The organism is Vibrio sp. N418, assembly GCF_000222565.1.
Lineage (GTDB): Bacteria > Pseudomonadota > Gammaproteobacteria > Enterobacterales > Vibrionaceae > Vibrio > Vibrio scophthalmi.
The window spans coordinates 260772-276606 of record NZ_AFWD01000069.1 but is presented as its reverse complement, the minus strand read 5'-3'; the positions used below and the strand labels follow the sequence as shown (position 1 = coordinate 276606).

General features: G+C 45.5%; 15 protein-coding genes. 9 read left to right on the top strand and 6 right to left on the bottom strand.

Translation table 11 applies throughout. From position 1 onward, the window contains the following. Positions 1–8 precede the first annotated feature (8 nt). On the bottom strand, positions 9–785 hold the full coding sequence (agaR, locus tag RH86_RS15800; protein ID WP_009387201.1) for a transcriptional repressor AgaR: 777 nt from the start codon (positions 783–785) through the stop codon (positions 9–11). Between the two features lie 797 nt (positions 786–1582). Between agaR (RH86_RS15800) and RH86_RS15795 the strand changes: the two genes are divergently transcribed. Both RH86_RS15795 and RH86_RS15790 read left to right on the top strand, forming a co-directional pair. After that, entirely contained in the window at positions 1583–1795 is a 213-nt protein-coding gene (locus RH86_RS15795; RefSeq protein ID WP_005596011.1) for a cold-shock protein, read from the top strand. Positions 1796–2293: 498 nt separating this feature from the next. Beyond that, positions 2294–2503 (top strand): hypothetical protein, encoded by a 210-nt coding sequence (locus RH86_RS15790; protein WP_009387200.1) that lies wholly within the window; start codon positions 2294–2296, stop codon positions 2501–2503. A gap of 56 nt (positions 2504–2559) precedes the next feature. Here RH86_RS15790 and agaR (RH86_RS15785) read toward each other — a convergent pair whose 3' ends face one another. Together agaR (RH86_RS15785) and rrtA are read right to left on the bottom strand one after the other, a co-directional pair. Further along, on the bottom strand, positions 2560–3333 hold the full coding sequence (agaR, locus tag RH86_RS15785; RefSeq protein WP_005596016.1) for a transcriptional repressor AgaR: 774 nt from the start codon (positions 3331–3333) through the stop codon (positions 2560–2562). Positions 3334–3432: 99 nt separating this feature from the next. Continuing rightward, positions 3433–3960 (bottom strand): rhombosortase, encoded by a 528-nt coding sequence (gene rrtA / locus RH86_RS15780; RefSeq protein ID WP_190275921.1) that lies wholly within the window; start codon positions 3958–3960, stop codon positions 3433–3435. Between the two features lie 24 nt (positions 3961–3984). Here rrtA and RH86_RS15775 point away from each other — a divergent pair, with 24 nt between their 5' ends. Beyond that, positions 3985–4590, top strand: coding sequence for a tRNA-uridine aminocarboxypropyltransferase (locus RH86_RS15775; protein WP_009387198.1), 606 nt, complete (start codon positions 3985–3987; stop codon positions 4588–4590). Positions 4591–4655: 65 nt separating this feature from the next. On the opposite strand, the gene RH86_RS15770 is transcribed toward RH86_RS15775, so the two are convergent. The 3 genes from RH86_RS15770 to RH86_RS15760 form a co-directional block, all read right to left on the bottom strand. Further along, positions 4656–5972 (bottom strand): anti-phage deoxyguanosine triphosphatase, encoded by a 1317-nt coding sequence (locus tag RH86_RS15770; RefSeq protein ID WP_009387189.1) that lies wholly within the window; start codon positions 5970–5972, stop codon positions 4656–4658. A gap of 42 nt (positions 5973–6014) precedes the next feature. After that, positions 6015–6599, bottom strand: a complete 585-nt coding sequence (yfbR, locus tag RH86_RS15765) for a 5'-deoxynucleotidase (protein ID WP_005596022.1) — start codon at positions 6597–6599, stop codon at positions 6015–6017. 92 nt (positions 6600–6691) lie between these two features. Beyond that, positions 6692–7906 (bottom strand): pyridoxal phosphate-dependent aminotransferase, encoded by a 1215-nt coding sequence (locus RH86_RS15760; RefSeq protein WP_005596023.1) that lies wholly within the window; start codon positions 7904–7906, stop codon positions 6692–6694. A gap of 476 nt (positions 7907–8382) precedes the next feature. Between RH86_RS15760 and RH86_RS15755 the strand changes: the two genes are divergently transcribed. From RH86_RS15755 to menE, 6 genes are all read left to right on the top strand, one after another. After that, on the top strand, positions 8383–9690 hold the full coding sequence (locus RH86_RS15755; RefSeq protein ID WP_009387187.1) for an isochorismate synthase MenF: 1308 nt from the start codon (positions 8383–8385) through the stop codon (positions 9688–9690). Continuing rightward, positions 9687–11426, top strand: coding sequence for a 2-succinyl-5-enolpyruvyl-6-hydroxy-3-cyclohexene-1-carboxylic-acid synthase (gene menD, locus RH86_RS15750; RefSeq protein ID WP_009387185.1), 1740 nt, complete (start codon positions 9687–9689; stop codon positions 11424–11426). Before RH86_RS15755 ends, menD begins: the two co-directional genes overlap by 4 nt. Continuing rightward, the gene (gene menH, locus RH86_RS15745) at positions 11413–12204 is read left to right on the top strand and encodes a 2-succinyl-6-hydroxy-2,4-cyclohexadiene-1-carboxylate synthase (protein WP_009387183.1); all 792 of its coding nucleotides are present in this window, start codon (positions 11413–11415) and stop codon (positions 12202–12204) included. The genes menD and menH overlap by 14 nt, the downstream gene beginning before the upstream one ends. 21 nt (positions 12205–12225) lie before the next feature. Beyond that, a complete protein-coding gene (gene menB / locus RH86_RS15740) occupies positions 12226–13092 on the top strand; it encodes a 1,4-dihydroxy-2-naphthoyl-CoA synthase (RefSeq protein WP_005596027.1) in 867 nt (288 codons plus the stop codon). 173 nt (positions 13093–13265) lie between these two features. Further along, positions 13266–14255: an o-succinylbenzoate synthase gene (gene menC, locus RH86_RS15735; protein WP_009387181.1), complete on the top strand. Its 990-nt coding sequence runs from the start codon at positions 13266–13268 to the stop codon at positions 14253–14255. Further along, on the top strand, positions 14255–15664 hold the full coding sequence (gene menE, locus RH86_RS15730; protein ID WP_009387180.1) for an o-succinylbenzoate--CoA ligase: 1410 nt from the start codon (positions 14255–14257) through the stop codon (positions 15662–15664). The genes menC and menE overlap by 1 nt, the downstream gene beginning before the upstream one ends. Positions 15665–15835: the final 171 nt, after the last annotated feature.

Here is a 15835-nt window from a genome sequence, read left to right as displayed (position 1 = left end):
GATGATTCCTAATTTACGGTTTGGTCGGCGAGAATGACGTCGACACCCATTTCAAGCAGGGCTTGGTGAGTGGCGTGTGGAATATTGCTGTCGGTGACGAGCACATCAATTTGGTTGGCGGCGCGGATCATGCAAAAGCTCTTACGGCCAAATTTGCTGGAGTCTGTGACGGCGATAACTTGTCGTGCAACGTCACACATCGCTCGGTTGATTTGTGCTTCGTGATTGTCTGGGGTGGTAATGCCGGTCTGAAGATCGAAGCCATCAACGCCTAAAAACAACTTGTCGAATAAATAAGAGCGAATCTGTTGTTCACCGTGATGGCCAATTAAAGAACACGATGCGCGGCGTAAGCTGCCACCAACAACATGTAAGTCGATCGACTCGATGCCGCTGAGTTGGTATGCGGTATTGAGCGCGTTGGTCATTACCACCAATTGCTTCTTATTGGTTAGGTATTGCGGCATCAAGCCAATGGTGGTTCCGGAGTCGAGGATGATCGCTTCACCATCGCCAACTAAATTCGCCGCAGCCAGTGCGATGGATTGTTTGGCAGTGCGATTGAGTTGGTCTTTACGATAAAGTGGTTGATCGAAGGCAAAGTTGGGGTTGAGATTGGCGCCACCATAACAACGAAAAACGCAGCCTTCTTTTTCCAGTAAGTTAAGGTCATGACGAATGGTCACTGCAGACACATTAAATTGGCTGACAAATTCATCCACTTTGCCAGTTCCGTGGTTACGGATATGCGCCATGATTTTCTGTCTTCGCTCTGCACTGGTCATTGAACCACCTCTTCTTTCGTTGTGTTTCATTTCATAATGGAAACACTTCGATTCCTTTTGATTGGTATTAAAGCAGGGCAGGAAAAATAAAAGTGAAAGCTAGATCACAGCGACTAACCTTTCGGTTTGTGGCTCTTTTCTCTTTCGCTTTGCGTAAAGTGAAAGGGATTTCTTTCAATTGAAAGCGTGAGTTGAGCGGCTAGAGGGTTGTGGGTGTTAACTTTATTGATTGGAAAACCGAAAGGGGGTGATAAAAGTGATAAAACGAAAGGGTTTCGAAGTGAAGAGTGCGTGAGATCACAAAAAAACATTTACGCTTTAAATTACGCTAATTTTTTATTGCGAGATGAGCTGAAAATTCATGACTTAGTCTAACTAAAGGCATGTTAGGGTTCTCAGAACGGTATGGTAGTGTGAGCTTATGATGCAGGTTGCATTTGTACTGGGGTGTGTAGGCCCGTAGGCCCAGTCGCTATCGATGATCCTGGCGAGCGCTTGTGAGAAAATGAGCAGCTAAGTATGAATAGTAAATGATAGGGCTGAAGTGCAGCTCAGGGGGCTTATTGGAGTGTAATAAAGGTTAAAAATGCTTTACAAGCTGATTTTCTCATGTATCATGCACGCAGCTCTGTTAGATAGAGTTATTTAAGAAACAATTTAGTAAAGCAAATCTTCAGAATACTTCTTGTGTTGTAAACCTCTGTTATTCCCTTAGCTTCATCGTGCGATTAAATAATTTATCAGACAGTGTCCTCGCGTTTAGCGAAATTACAAACAATTTTAAAAAGGGACATCTCATGTCAAACAAAACTACTGGTATCGTTAAATGGTTTAACGAAGAGAAAGGTTTCGGTTTCATTTCTCAAGACAACGGCGGCGCAGACGTATTTGTTCACTTCCGTGCTATCGCATCTGAAGGTTTCAAAACTCTTTCTGAAGGCCAAAAAGTGTCTTTCGAAGTTGAGCAAGGTCAAAAAGGTCCACAAGCGTCTAACGTGACAGCTCTGTAATCTTTTGATCAGACACAAGTTGATTCGTTCAGCTTGTGTCTATCTTACCTCTAAGTATCTGTAAACCTCCTCACTTTCGTTTCAACTGTTTCAATATGATGCTCGCACTCATTTGCTCACAGCTTATGAGCCCATTCTCTGCATCCCACTTTCCGTATTTAACTCTCTGTATTTGATTTTCGGCATTAAATATTCGCAATTTAACGAATCGTCAAATGAGCTAATCAATCAGTAATCTTGGCCAGATTGTCTTCCATCGTGATTTGTTCAATCAATATCTGCGTTTGTTGAGCCTTCTTTCATCAAGTTCTAACGTCATACTCGCTCTCATTACTTTTCTTTTTAGCATAATTTTTTTGTAATAAAACAATTATACGCTTAAGTGCATATTATAAATCAAAGGAAAAACATTATGTCTCGTTCATCTGGTCGTCATCGCTTTTGGTTCCACAAAGCCAAAGTTAAAACTGCTTCGTTCAACAAATCACAAGGTACGAAATGAGAATAGAATTTACAATTTTTGAAAACAGCAGAAATTGGTCAGCAACGGCTCATCAAATCAACAGTGATATTTTACTAAGAAACGTATTGGTACAAGGTCAAGTCTCTGATTTTGATATTGGTTTTACTTATGATGAGAGGCAGGCTCGTGGAGAAATCATCAATAGACATCAACAAGTTATTGGTGACTTTGAGGTAAGTTTCTAGTTCTCCTCATCTTGTTCCAGTCACTTCATTCAATCGATCTGCGGTATTTATATTTTCTATCCAGCATCGATAATCCTCACATCCACACCCAGCTCTGTTAGCTTGGTGACATAATGCGGTGGAATACCGCTGTCAGTAATCAACATATCCAATTGCTCTGGTCGCGCAATCATGCAAAAACTTTGTCGGTTAAACTTCGAAGAATCGGTGATTGCAATGATGGTTTGAGCTGCTTCAATCATTTTTCGGTTGATATCTGCTTCACCTTGATGGGGCGTGGTAATGCCGCTCTCTATATCAAAGCCATCGACGCCTATAAACAAGGTGTTAAAGCGAAACTCGTTAAGAAGGCTCTCGGCACTCTTGCCATGGAGTGAGTAAGAGTTATCGCGAATCACTCCGCCGGTAAGCATCACGCTGATGTTGGGTTTATTGGCTAAGTGGTAAGCAATGTGGATACCATTGGTCATTACCGTCACGTCTTGCTTGTGCGCTAAATGATGAGCAATTTGCTCGGTTGTTGAACCTGAATCGAGAATCACTTTGTCGCCATCATGGATCAACGAGGCTGCATACTCACCTAACTTTGCTTTGATATTGCAGTTGAGTTGTTTTTTGTCATTAAGCGGTTGTTCAAAGGCAAATGTATTATTGAGCAATGCACCGCCATAGCAACGTGTGACACAGCCGGTTTTTTCTAGATAATTAAGGTCGTTACGTATAGTGACTTCAGACAGTTGATAATGCTGCGCAAAGTAATTTACTTCACCTTTCTGATGAGTTTGAATGTGTTGAAGGATCTCTTCACGGCGTTGAGCGGTAGTAGTCATTGAGAGTGTATAACTATATTTATGTATGGCTAATTACGAGATCATGAGCATATCAAGCTTTTGCTTTTAGGCAACAACTAGACGCTGAGTGAGTGCGAGCTAGCGAGCATTTTTATACAGTGGATAGGAGATAAGCGCGAAGACAATACCGCTTATCACACCAAAGAGATGAGCCTCGACGGCGACACGGGTTCCGATCAGTTCCATACTGGACTGACTCGCCCCCATAGTCAGCTCCCAGCTCACTTTTGCGACCACTCCCACGACTAATAACCAACTGGATGAGCGACCTTGCAACGCTTCACGCAAAGCGTAATAAGCAAAGAGTCCATGCAGTGTACCAGATAGGCCGACATAGCTTTGAACATCACTATATAGCATTCCAATTCCGACGCTAAGACTGATGAAAATGAGTAATGTACTTAATGAACGGACACTGGGTCGAAAGATAAAGCAGATGATCCATAATCCAGCTAAATTCATCGCCAGATGGTTGAAGTTGGTATGAGTGAAATTTCCTGTTAGGATGCGCAACCATTGTCCCGCCGGGATTAAATCGTATCGCCAGGCGGAGAGTGAAGCCAAAGGCTCAAATTGTAGTCCGAAGCACAATACACTTACGCCCATTACTAGGAAGATTAATTGCACGTCATGTCTCGATATTGTTCTCAATGCGGAAAATCACTCAAAGCGTGTATTTGTCAGTGGATACATAGCCTAGCATCGAATGTTGAGTTAATCATCCTTCAACATCCATCAGAAGCAAAACGCCCAATGGGGACCGCTCGCATTCTGACGCTTTCGCTACCAAGCAGCCACTATTTTGAAGGGGAAAACTTCTCCGATCATGATGAACTGAATCAGTTACTCAATGAGCCTGATGTGCGCCATTTTGTCTTGTACCCAGGTGAAGGTTCGATTGAAGCACAGCCGGAGATGGTTAGTGGTGAAGGTAAGGTGCGAGTGATCCTATTGGATGGCACTTGGAAGAAAGCCTTTAAAATGTGGCAGCTTTCGAGCAACTTGCATTCATTGCCATTGTTGCGGTTACCGATAGAGCTGAAGGGCAACTATCGTATTCGCAAAGCGCCGAGTGACAATGCATTATCAACGGTTGAGGCGGGGTATTATATTCTTTCCATTATGCAGCCGGAGAATGATTTTTCGCCGCTTATCGACGCTTTTGAGCGCATGATTCAATTTCAAATTGATCAAATGCCAGCCGGTGTGTTTGAGAAAAACTACCGCAACGAATGATGTAAGATTGGCTCAAGAATTTAGATGACCGCCATCGCTTTGATAAAGCATGGCGGTTTTGCGTTTTAATGAGAAGAGAAAAGCTGTTGGTGGAAGCGTTTCGCATGGCCATCTGTCATCGAAGATATGTAATCAGCAATGATCCGCATCCCTTGCGCTTCACCGTCAATCATCTGCCATGCTTGGCGCGTTTCAATCGGCAATAGACGTTCTGGGTCAGCGCTAAGTGCTTCAAAAATATCCATAATAATCTGCTGCCCTTTGTATTCCATCAATTGGACGTGGGGGGCTTGAATGACATATTGGCTGACGAATGTTTTTAAAATCTCTAGTGCTCTTGCCATGCTTGGCTCAAGTACCGCGTTAAACGCGAGTAGCTGGGAAGTGAAAGGTGCATCAATCGGTTTAACGGAGATGCTGGTCAACAATGCGTTAACGATACCGCCAATGGCATCTTTACGTTTGTGGTGCGGCCCAGCAAAGAGCATTTCGCTGACGGAAGCGATATTTTGTTCAAACCAAGCGTCGCCACATTCTGCTAATTGACTCGCCGCCGCTTCTAACCATTGATGGCGACTCACCATGCCCAGCACGATGGCATCTTCGAGATCATGCACGCCATAGGCGATGTCGTCCGCCAATTCCATGATTGAGCAGTCTAGTGATTTAAAGCGAGTTTTCTTATGCTTTGTGACGGATACATCTTCACTACGCATTTGTGAAAACAGCGCTTTTTCATCGTCTTTGAGTGGCGCAATGACCCAATCGAACAGGGCTTTGTCACAGTCATAAATGCCTTTTGCCGGAGCCCAATCTTTGGCACGTAACTTACGTTGATGACTGACCGCTGGCGCTTGTTGCTGAGCGCAGGTATTACTCAGTAATGCTGGGTATTTTAGTAAACCTAATAATGTGCGACGGGCGAGGTTCATACCAAATTTTTCGGTGTAAGGCTCAAGCTGAGTGACAATGCGAAACGTCTGTGCATTGCCCTCAAAACCACCATGCTCACGCATCATATAGTTGAGTGCCACTTCGCCACCATGACCATAGGGTGGGTGGCCAATATCATGTGCAAGGCAAAGAGAGTCGATGAGACTATCGGTTGGTAATAGGCTGTGAAATTCAGGCTGTTTTTTCTTGATTTGCGCCACAATGCCAGTACCGATCTGAGCCGCTTCTAACGAGTGGGTCAGGCGAGTGCGGTGGAAATCATCGATACTGGTACCGTGGATTTGGGTTTTGGCTTGTAAGCGGCGAAAGGCTGCGGAGTGCAAAATACGAGCGCGATCGCGTTGATAAGGGCTGCGGTGATCATCACGGCGAAGCTTGTGTTCATCATCATGGCGCTGTTGCCATAACTCACTGATCTCAAATGTCATTCTGCACTCCTTTCTACGCTTTAGCCCTTACACTACTGCCAGTTAGCTAATTTCGTCCAGTGATAATTCAAAACTGGGTGCGAAAGTATTGAGAAAGTAATCCATTTCCGGTGTATAGCGCTCTTTCAAGGTGATATCGAGGCGTTTTTTTGCCAGCGCATATTCGTGGTTACCTGCGCTGAGCTCTTCTAAGCATTTCAGGTAAGCGCAGATGGTGTCAGCCTGTTTGACGATCACTTCATCTTCTTTGTGGGCACTTTCTGAGATCAGATAAGGGGCAAAGTCTTGCTGAAACTCTTCTGGCAACATGGCCAGCAGTTTCTTTTCCGCCGCCGCTTCAATCTTTTTGTACTCTTTGGCGATTTCTGGGCTGTAGTACTTCACCGGGGTAGGCAGATCACCGGTTAATACCTCACTGGTATCGTGATACATCCCCAACAGAGCAATCCGCTCCGGGTTTAAGTTACCGCCGAATTTTTTGTTTTTGATCAGTGCCAGAGCATGCGCAACAAAAGCGACTTGCAGGCTGTGTTCTGAAATGTTTTCGCTTGAGACAGAGCGCATCAGAGGCCAGCGCTGGATAAGCTTCATGCGTGCTAGATGGGCAAAAAAATGACTTTCTTTCATAGCTACATCCTTTTCCAATGAGGAGAGTCGTAATAAAAAAGGCACTCATTAGAGTGCCTTTAAGAATATGAAACTTGAGAGCGAAATGCTACTTACTGACTGTAAGTTGAAATGAAGCGCTCAAAACGACCGATAGCCGTTTCCAAATCTTCCACGTGTGGCAAAGTCACAATGCGGAAGTGATCTGGTTTTGGCCAGTTAAAGCCAGTACCTTGTACCAATAGCACTTTTTCTTGAATCAAGAAATCGAGCACCATTTTTTGGTCATTGTGGATTTTGTATTTCTTAGTGTCGATTTTCGGGAACAAGTACATTGCCCCTTTTGGTTTCACACAAGAGATACCTGGGATCTGGTTAATCAACTCCCAAGCGCGGTCACGCTGCTCCAGCAGGCGACCACCCGGTAGAATCAACTCATTAATGCTTTGATAGCCACCCAGTGCCGTTTGAATAGCATGTTGCATTGGCACGTTGGCACACAGGCGCATTGAAGAGAGCATCTCTAAACCGGCGATGTAACCTTGAGCAAGATGCTTAGGTCCGGTTAGGAACATCCAACCACCACGGAAACCACAAACGCGGTACGCTTTTGATAGGCCGTTAAACGTCACAACCAAAACATCTTCAGTAAGCGTTGCCACTGAAGTATGCGTTGCGCCATCGTAAAGTACCTTGTCGTAGATCTCATCAGCAAAAATAATCAATTTGTGCTGGCGAGCGATTTCAATGACTTCTAGTAGGAAATCACGGCTGTAAACTGCGCCCGTTGGGTTGTTCGGGTTGATCAGCACGATACCACGTGTTTTTGGTGTGATTTTGCTTTTGATGTCGTCGAGATCTGGATACCAATCTGCTTCTTCATCACAGATGTAATGTACCGCTTTGCCACCTGATAGCGCGACAGATGCTGTCCACAATGGGTAGTCAGGTGCAGGTACGAGCATTTCATCGCCATTGTTTAATAGCGCTTGCATTGACATAACGATGAGCTCAGAGGCGCCGTTGCCGATGTAAACATCTTCAACGTCGAGTGAGCGAATGCCTTTTTTCTGATAATGCTGTACGACGGCTTTACGCGCAGAGTAGATGCCTTTTGAGTCGCAGTAACCTTGCGATGTTGGCAAGTTACGGATTACATCGACTAAAATTTCATCAGGGGCGTCAAAACCAAATGGGGCAGGGTTACCAATGTTGAGTTTTAGTATTTTATGCCCCTCTTCCTCCATGCGCTTAGCATGTTTGAGTACTGGTCCGCGAATGTCATAGCAGACATTGTCGAGTTTTGACGACATCCCGATATTTTGCATTGTGTAAAACCTAAAAATAATTGAATTTCTTTATTAAAGTACACCAAAATAACGTTTGGTAGAATAAAAATCTATGATTGTGGCTTTTTTTCCACTTTACACTTCAGATGCCAATCACAGGATTACGTAAAAGATGGGCCACAACCTTGATTTGGCTGCGCGCTAGAAATACATTAGCCCGCGCATTGTATGTTCACCGGTTGAATCGATTTGTGAGCTTGCAATAAGATTTGTCGCTATCCGTCGGTTTTTTATACAGACAGCACACGTATACGTTGAATCCTCTGCATATCACAGTAATAAAAGCGTAGAATAAAGTGATAGATGCAAATCTTCGGATTGGATGAAAGTGTTTTGTTGTACTTGTTTTCGTTACAATAGTTTGGCGTTAACTCTTAGCGATATCAAAGCACGTTATTTTCAACGCAACGCAGCGCAAGCGTAAGACCTATTGGTTCTAGTTATACGAGGTTTATTTGTCATATTTTCAGCAAGCCATTACCGAACTGATTGAACGTGTAAAGGATGCAACGGACGAGGTGACTCGTTTGGTTCAAGTTCTGCCGACAAAGCCTGACTTTGCTTTCATCGATTGGTTGCAAGCTCAGCCTATTTTTCCCAAGTTTTATTGGCAATCTCGCGATACGCGTGAAGAAGTGGTTGCGCTTGGTCAATTGAGTACGTTTAACGATCCTGCTCCTGCATACGCTTTTCTAAAAGGTGAACAACGGATCTGGGGTGGGCGCTCATTCGACGGCCAAAGTGCTAAGAACCCGCGCTGCCCAGCGTCTTTTTTCTTTTTGCCTAAAGTCGAGCTCTGCCGTCAAGATCAACAGTGGGTGATTGCCGCCAATATTAGTGGCTGTAAACAACAAACGATTGAGAGTTTACAGCAATTAAGAACGGTGATTCCTAAGTTATTACCTGTTTCAGCGCACATTCAGCATATTGAGCACACCCCGACTCAACCTCAATGGGAGAGTTTGGTTGAAAAGGTGCTCACTGGCATTGCTGATAATCAATTTAAAAAAGTGGTATTAGCTCGCGAAACGACGCTTGAGCTTGATTCCGCTATTTGTGCAGCTCAACTATTGAAGGCAAGTGCAGAGCATAACCAGCACAGTTTTCACTTTATGCTGGCTCAAAATGAACGCCATAGTTTTATTGGTTCAACGCCTGAGCGTCTGTATTCTCGTCAAGGTAAAGATCTTTATACTGAAGCACTTGCCGGAACGATTGGCCGTGGTAACAATGCCAGCCAAGATATGGAGTTGGCGAACTGGTTAACGCAAGACAGCAAAAATCTGAATGAAAACCAATATGTGGTGGACGATATTATCGACCGCCTCAAGCCTTATTCTGATTTGGTTGAAGTGGAATCGGAAGCGCGTTTAGTTCGCTTACGTAAAGTACAGCATTTAAAACGCAGTATTCACGCGCATTTAAATCAGGGTGTTAATGGCGTTCAGCTATTATCTGCTCTACAACCAACCGCCGCGGTTGCGGGCTTGCCACGTAAAGAGTCGATGGATTTCATTCAGCAACATGAGCCTTTTTCACGTAGCTGGTACGCCGGTTCTATGGGCTTTATTAGCCAACAACGCGCGGAATTTTGTGTGGCGATACGCAGTGCTCAGATCGTTGATGAAGTGATTCAACTTTATGCTGGCGCGGGGATCGTTCCCGGTTCTATTGCAGAGCATGAATGGCAGGAGTTGGACAAGAAAATGTCGACTCTGCTGTCACTGATTTCCGATCATCCTCCTTTAGGTGTTGCGTCATGAACAGTATTGCCAATCGTGACCAAGCGGTGATGAACCGTATTTGGTGTCAGGTGTTATTGGAAGAATTGACCCGTTTTGAGGTTGAACACATCTGTGTCGCGCCAGGCTCTCGTTCTACGCCGCTAACGCTTGAAGCCGATGAAAACCCGAATTTAACCCTGCACACACACTATGATGAACGTGGGCTTGGTTTTTTGGCTTTAGGTCTTGCCAAAGCGAGTCGTAAGCCTGTTGCTATTGTTGTGACATCCGGCACCGCGGTTGCTAATTTATTGCCCGCTATAGCTGAAGCAAAACTGACTGGTGAAAAGCTGGTGGTGCTTACTGCAGACCGCCCGGTGGAGCTTGTCGCTTGTGGTGCCAATCAAGCGATCGTGCAACAAGGTATTTTTTCTAGCCATGTGACTGCGGCTCTCAACCTTCCTAGTCCAAATGAGCAAGTCTCGCTGCGTTGGTTGTTAACTTCGATTGATGATGTCATGTATCGTCAAGATCGTGATGGTAGTGCAGTGCATATTAATTGTGCTTTCCCTGAGCCACTTTATTCCAAGCAGCCAAAGTCGATCTATCAGAGTTATCTCGATGATGTTGCCTTATGGCAGCAAAGCAATCAACGCTATAGCCAACAGTTATCTGGTGCTGGAGCACTCTTTGATTGTCAAACATGGCGTGGGCGCAAAGGCTTGATCGTGGTTGGCAGTGTATCGCAAGCGGAAGCGAAATTAGCGCAAACCCTCGCACAGCGTTTAGGTTGGCCTATTTTATGCGATGTCCAATCGGGTACGAGCAGTGCGTGGGCGCATTTTGATATTTGGTTGCAAAGCGAAGCAGGTCAAAAGGCGCTGAGTGAAGCCGAATTGGTGTTACAAGTTGGTTCGCGCGTTATATCTAAGCGTTTGAATCACTGGCTATCGCAAACTCAATTGGGTACTGATGCCTTAACTAAAGCGCCATTTGAGTATCACTATCTCAGCCCAAGTATTGATCGTAATAACCAAGATCATTTGATGCAGATTCATCATCATGCTGATACCTCCACTTGGTTAACGCATGCTATTAAACAGTTTGAAGCGGATGAACCGCTTTGTGATTGGGCGAATGAGCTGAGCCAGTTTAGCGGTGCGGTGAATCGTGCCGCTAAGTGGCATGTTGAAGCATCGGTGGAACTGAACGAAGTTGTGTTAGCGACCACGTTAAACCAATTGCCTTCAGCGGTGAATATCTTCTTAGGCAACAGCTTATTTGTGCGTTTAGTTGATATGTTTGGCGAAGTGGCTCATGAAGTCTACTCTAACCGTGGAGCCTCGGGCATTGATGGCCTAGTAGCGACGGCCGCAGGGACGGCGAGAGCCACCAATCAGCCAACCGTGCTCTACATTGGTGATACATCGTTGTTGTATGATCTCAATTCATTGGCGCTGTTTACCCATCAACAAACTCCATGTGCGATTGTGGTGACCAATAACGATGGCGGCGCTATTTTTGGTTTGCTACCGGTTCCTGAACAGCAAAAGCAGCAACTTTATCAAATGCCTCATGGTTATGATTTTTCTGCCGCAGCCGCTCAATTTAAACTGGCTTACTATCAAGCTGACCAACAGGAAGCCTACCAAGCTAAGCTAGAGCAGCATCTGACGTCAGGGCAAGGCTGTTTACTTATTGAAGTGACAACGCCACCAGAGCAAGCTTCAGCGCACATCAAAGAGGTTGTTAACCGCTTCCATGCTAGCTTATAGTCACCGAGAGTCAGACTCAGCGAATGCAGAAATGCCAGTATTGGTATTTCTGCACGGCTTGCTGGGCAGCGGTGAAGATTGGCAAGCGTGTATTGAAGCTTTGAGTGACTACTCGACGGTGACGCTTGATTTACCCGGCCATGGACGCAGTATCGCCATCAGCACCGATGGCTTTGATGATACCTGCCAACAAATTACTCTTACGCTTCAATCTATTCTTCCTCCCCAACAAAAATTGATATTGGTCGGCTACTCTTTAGGTGGTCGAATTGCGATGCATGGCATTGCCAATCATCGCTTTGATCGACTAAACCTTAGTATGGCCTTCATTGAAGGTGGCAATTTTGGCCTTGCCAGTGAATCTGCCCGACAAGCGCGTTGGCAACATGATCAGGGTTGGGCGATAAGGTTCAAAAGCGAGCCAATTGAGCAGGTATTGAACGATTGGTATCAGCAAGCGGTATTTTCTTCATTAAATCATGAGCAAAGACAAACTCTGATCGCTAAGCGCAGTGCTAATCTTGGCTCTGCAATCAGTCAGATGTTACTTGCCACTTCATTGGCGAAGCAACAAGCGCTACTTGAGCCGCTCGCTCGTAGCGCAGTACTAATTCACTATATTTGCGGCGAGAAAGACAGCAAGTTCAGCCAGTTGGCCGAGCAAAGTGGCTTGTCTTTCAGTCAAGTAGCGCAAGCGGGGCACAACGTACATCACGAACAGCCGCACGCTTTTGCTAGTGTAATAAAAAATCTAATCCAAACTCACGAGAGTGAGTGATAAACAAAAGTAGGAATCACCATGGCTAAAACAGTAGGTATTTCAGAAGAAGAACTATACGCACCGGTAAACTGGAATGACTGCAGCGGTGAATATGAAGATATTCAATACCATAAGTCAGAAGATGGCATCGCGAAGATCACCATTGCTCGTCCACAAGTTCACAATGCGTTTCGTCCTAATACTGTAAAAGAGATGATCAATGCACTCGCAGACGCGCGTTACGACGAAAGTGTTGGTGTGATTATTTTGACTGGTCTTGGTGAAAAAGCTTTCTGTTCTGGCGGTGACCAAAAAATCCGTGGCGATTACGGCGGTTACCGAGATGACAGCGGTACACATCACCTAAACGTATTGGACTTCCAACGTCAAATTCGTACTTGTCCAAAACCAGTGATCGCAGCGGTTGCGGGTTGGGCAGTCGGTGGCGGTCATGTTCTCCATATGATGTGTGATTTAACCATCGCAGCGGAAAACGCACAATTTGGTCAAACAGGTCCTAAAGTGGGCTCATTTGATGGTGGCTGGGGTGCATCTTACATGGCTCGCATCGTCGGCCAGAAGAAAGCTCGCGAAATCTGGTTCCTATGTCGTTTCTACGATGCACAAGAAGCATTAGATATGGGCTTAGTGAACACGGTAGTACCGGTTGAAGATCTTGAGAAAGAAGCGGTTCGTTGGTCTCGTGAAACGCTACAACACAGCCCAATGGCTCTGCGTTGCTTGAAAGCTGCATTAAACGCTGACTGTGATGGTCAAGCGGGCCTTCAAGAGCTTGCGGGTAACGCAACGATGATGTTCTACATGACTGAAGAAGGTCAGGAAGGTCGCAATGCGTTCAACGAGAAGCGCCGTCCAGACTTCAACAAGTTTCCGCGCAACCCATAATCTAGCGTTGTCTTGGTTGTTATTGTTGCGATAGCGGTGTCACAAGTGCGCATTTATATTGATAAGTTGCGCGCTTGTTCCTTGTTCTCCCGACAATGGCCTACAAGTCAACTCTACATTCAACGTGGTTACAATCGGCTAGTTATAAAAATAATAAACAAGGGAATATGGGTATGAGATCAGCCAAACTGTATCGCTACGCTTTGCCAATGGACAGTGGGGTGATTTTGCGTGAACGTCGACTGACTGAGCGTGAAGGTTTTGTTATCGAACTTGCTGAAGATGGACGTATCGGTCGTGGTGAAGTGGCACCTCTACCGGGCTTTAGCTGTGAAACGATGGAAGAGGTTTACACTCAACTTATCGAGCAGTTAAATGGTTGGAAAAATGGTGAGCCTGCGCTTGATGAAAGCGAACTGTACCCTTCGGTGGCATTTGGTCTCTCTATGGCACAACTCGAGCTAGAAGGTGGTTTACCGAGTGAAGGAATATATCGTTCTGCGCCATTGTGCAGCGGCGATCCTGATGAGCTATTGCCAAAACTAAACGCAATGGAAGGTAAAAAGGTCGCTAAGATCAAAGTGGGTCTTTACGAACCGATTCGTGATGGCATGCTGGTGAACCTCTTCTTAGAATCCATCCCAGATTTGAATCTACGTCTAGATGCCAATCGAGCATGGACCAAAGAGAAGGCTCTTAAGTTTGCTAGCTACGTGACACCTTCTTATCGTCAACGCATTGAATTTATTGAAGAACCGTGTCAGGTTCCGGGTGACAGTTTCTCTTTTGCTATTGATACGGGGATTGCTTTAGCGTGGGATGAGACGCTGCAACATGCAGTGCGTAAGCCTGAGTTTAAGCTGACGGATTTTACCGGTGTGAAAACAATCGTGATTAAGCCAACCTTAATTGGTTCTGTACAAACCTGTATCGATTTGATCGCTGCAGCAAAAGGGCTTGGTATAAAAACGGTGATCAGTTCGAGTATTGAGTCGAGCTTAGGTTTAACTCAGTTGGCACGCTTTGCCAAATGGCAGCTACCAGACGAAGTACCCGGTTTAGATACTATCGGCTTATACGCTGAACAGTTGGAAGTACCTTGGCCTGAGAGCCCACTTCCACTGAAAAAGCTATCCGATCAGGCTTTGATTTGGCAGGCATAATGCACGATTCACCTTTAAAATACTGGGCTCTTATGAGCCCAGATTGTTTAGCGCTGATGACTCCTCAGCGCCGTTATACTTGGTCTGAATTAGAACAAGTGGTCTCCCTTTATGCTAAAGCGTTAGTTGATCAACAAGTCACCCAAGGCAGTGTCGTGACTTGCGTGGGGAAAAATAGCCCAGAGATGCTACTGATCTATCTAGCTTGTGCTGAGCTTGGTGCGATTTGTGCGCTCACCATGCCACAACCTCAGTTGGCTCTTGATGGCAAGTTGGGTACGCTCTATTCGTCGAGCCAATCAGCCAAAGTTTGGCGGCATGACGTTAGTGATGGGATTGATTACTCGTTACTGAAGGCGACTCAAATCGCAGTCCCTCAAATAGAACTGGCGCAATCATGTTCTCAAGCAGAGATAACCCGTCGCTACCATACTGACTCACTTGCCTCGATCATCTTTACCTCCGGCTCAATGGGTAAACCCAAAGCTGTAGTCCACACTCATGCTCAGCATTTCGCCTCCGCTCAAGGATTGCTGCTAAAGTTCCACTTTAAGCCTTCAGACTGCTGGTTACTCAGCCTACCTATGTATCACGTTTCTGGTTTGGCCATTGTCTATCGTTGGTTGGCCGCGGGGGCACAATTAAAAGTAGGTGGTGGTGACCTGTTGCAAGATATTCAAGGTGTGACGCACGCCTCTCTCGTGGCGACTCAATTAGATCGATTACTGAATTCAGCCACGTCGCTTGATTTAAGCCATGTATTGTTAGGTGGTAGCCATGTGCCATTGACGTTAAGTCAGCAAGCGGCTGAGCAAGGGATTGAAACTTGGCTCGGTTACGGCATGACGGAAGCGGCCTCAACGGTGACCGCAAAGCAAATTGATGCGACCTACAGTGCTGGAACGGTATTGCCTAACCGTCGTTTAAAATTAAGAGACGGACGAATTTACATTGGTGGTGAAACGCTGGCCAGTGGTTACTTTGAACAAGGTGTTGTAACCCCAATAGTGGATGCGCAGGGCTGGTTTGACAGCAAAGATCTCGGCGAGCAACTTGCTAATGGCGAACTGGTTATCAAAGGACGGGCAGACAATCAATTCATCTCTGGTGGAGAGAACGTTCACTGCGAGGAAATTGAAGCGGTACTTAATCAGATGGAGGCGATCACGCAGTCAATTGTCGTGCCTGTTGCCGATGAAGAATTTGGTCAACGGCCAGTCGCCGTATTGCAAACTGATGGGCTTCCAGAGCAAAAGCGCATTGAACAGCACCTCGAGCGAAAGCTGGTGAAATTTAAATGGCCAGTCGCGTACTTTCTGCTGCCCGAGTCTCTATTAGGTAGCGGGATTAAAGTGTCGCGCAAGCAAGTTAAAGATTGGCTTGCTACTCAGCTAAAAGGCGCGAATTAACGTTTACACGCAGCTACATTAGACTGAAAGTGTTAGACCGAAAGTGCACACCTTCATTAAGTGGTTGGAAAGCCAACTTAGTTAATTTAGCAATGTCATAGTACAAAACCGAATTTCTCAACCTTATAACGCTGACTCATAATAAAACCCGATGGATAGCGATAAGGATAT

What these genes read in the sequence shown, in the direction of transcription:
- agaR (WP_009387201.1), bottom strand. Translation starts at nt 785, where the DNA reads ATGACCAGTGCAGAGCGAAGACAGAAAATCATGGCGCATATCCGTAAC.
- RH86_RS15795 (WP_005596011.1), top strand. Translation starts at nt 1,583, where the DNA reads ATGTCAAACAAAACTACTGGTATCGTTAAATGGTTTAACGAAGAGAAA.
- RH86_RS15790 (WP_009387200.1), top strand. Translation starts at nt 2,294, where the DNA reads ATGAGAATAGAATTTACAATTTTTGAAAACAGCAGAAATTGGTCAGCA.
- agaR (WP_005596016.1), bottom strand. Translation starts at nt 3,333, where the DNA reads ATGACTACTACCGCTCAACGCCGTGAAGAGATCCTTCAACACATTCAA.
- rrtA (WP_190275921.1), bottom strand. Translation starts at nt 3,960, where the DNA reads ATGGGCGTAAGTGTATTGTGCTTCGGACTACAATTTGAGCCTTTGGCT.
- RH86_RS15775 (WP_009387198.1), top strand. Translation starts at nt 3,985, where the DNA reads ATGTCTCGATATTGTTCTCAATGCGGAAAATCACTCAAAGCGTGTATT.
- RH86_RS15770 (WP_009387189.1), bottom strand. Translation starts at nt 5,972, where the DNA reads ATGACATTTGAGATCAGTGAGTTATGGCAACAGCGCCATGATGATGAA.
- yfbR (WP_005596022.1), bottom strand. Translation starts at nt 6,599, where the DNA reads ATGAAAGAAAGTCATTTTTTTGCCCATCTAGCACGCATGAAGCTTATC.
- RH86_RS15760 (WP_005596023.1), bottom strand. Translation starts at nt 7,906, where the DNA reads ATGCAAAATATCGGGATGTCGTCAAAACTCGACAATGTCTGCTATGAC.
- menD (WP_009387185.1), top strand. Translation starts at nt 9,687, where the DNA reads ATGAACAGTATTGCCAATCGTGACCAAGCGGTGATGAACCGTATTTGG.
- menH (WP_009387183.1), top strand. Translation starts at nt 11,413, where the DNA reads ATGCTAGCTTATAGTCACCGAGAGTCAGACTCAGCGAATGCAGAAATG.
- menB (WP_005596027.1), top strand. Translation starts at nt 12,226, where the DNA reads ATGGCTAAAACAGTAGGTATTTCAGAAGAAGAACTATACGCACCGGTA.
- menC (WP_009387181.1), top strand. Translation starts at nt 13,266, where the DNA reads ATGAGATCAGCCAAACTGTATCGCTACGCTTTGCCAATGGACAGTGGG.
- menE (WP_009387180.1), top strand. Translation starts at nt 14,255, where the DNA reads ATGCACGATTCACCTTTAAAATACTGGGCTCTTATGAGCCCAGATTGT.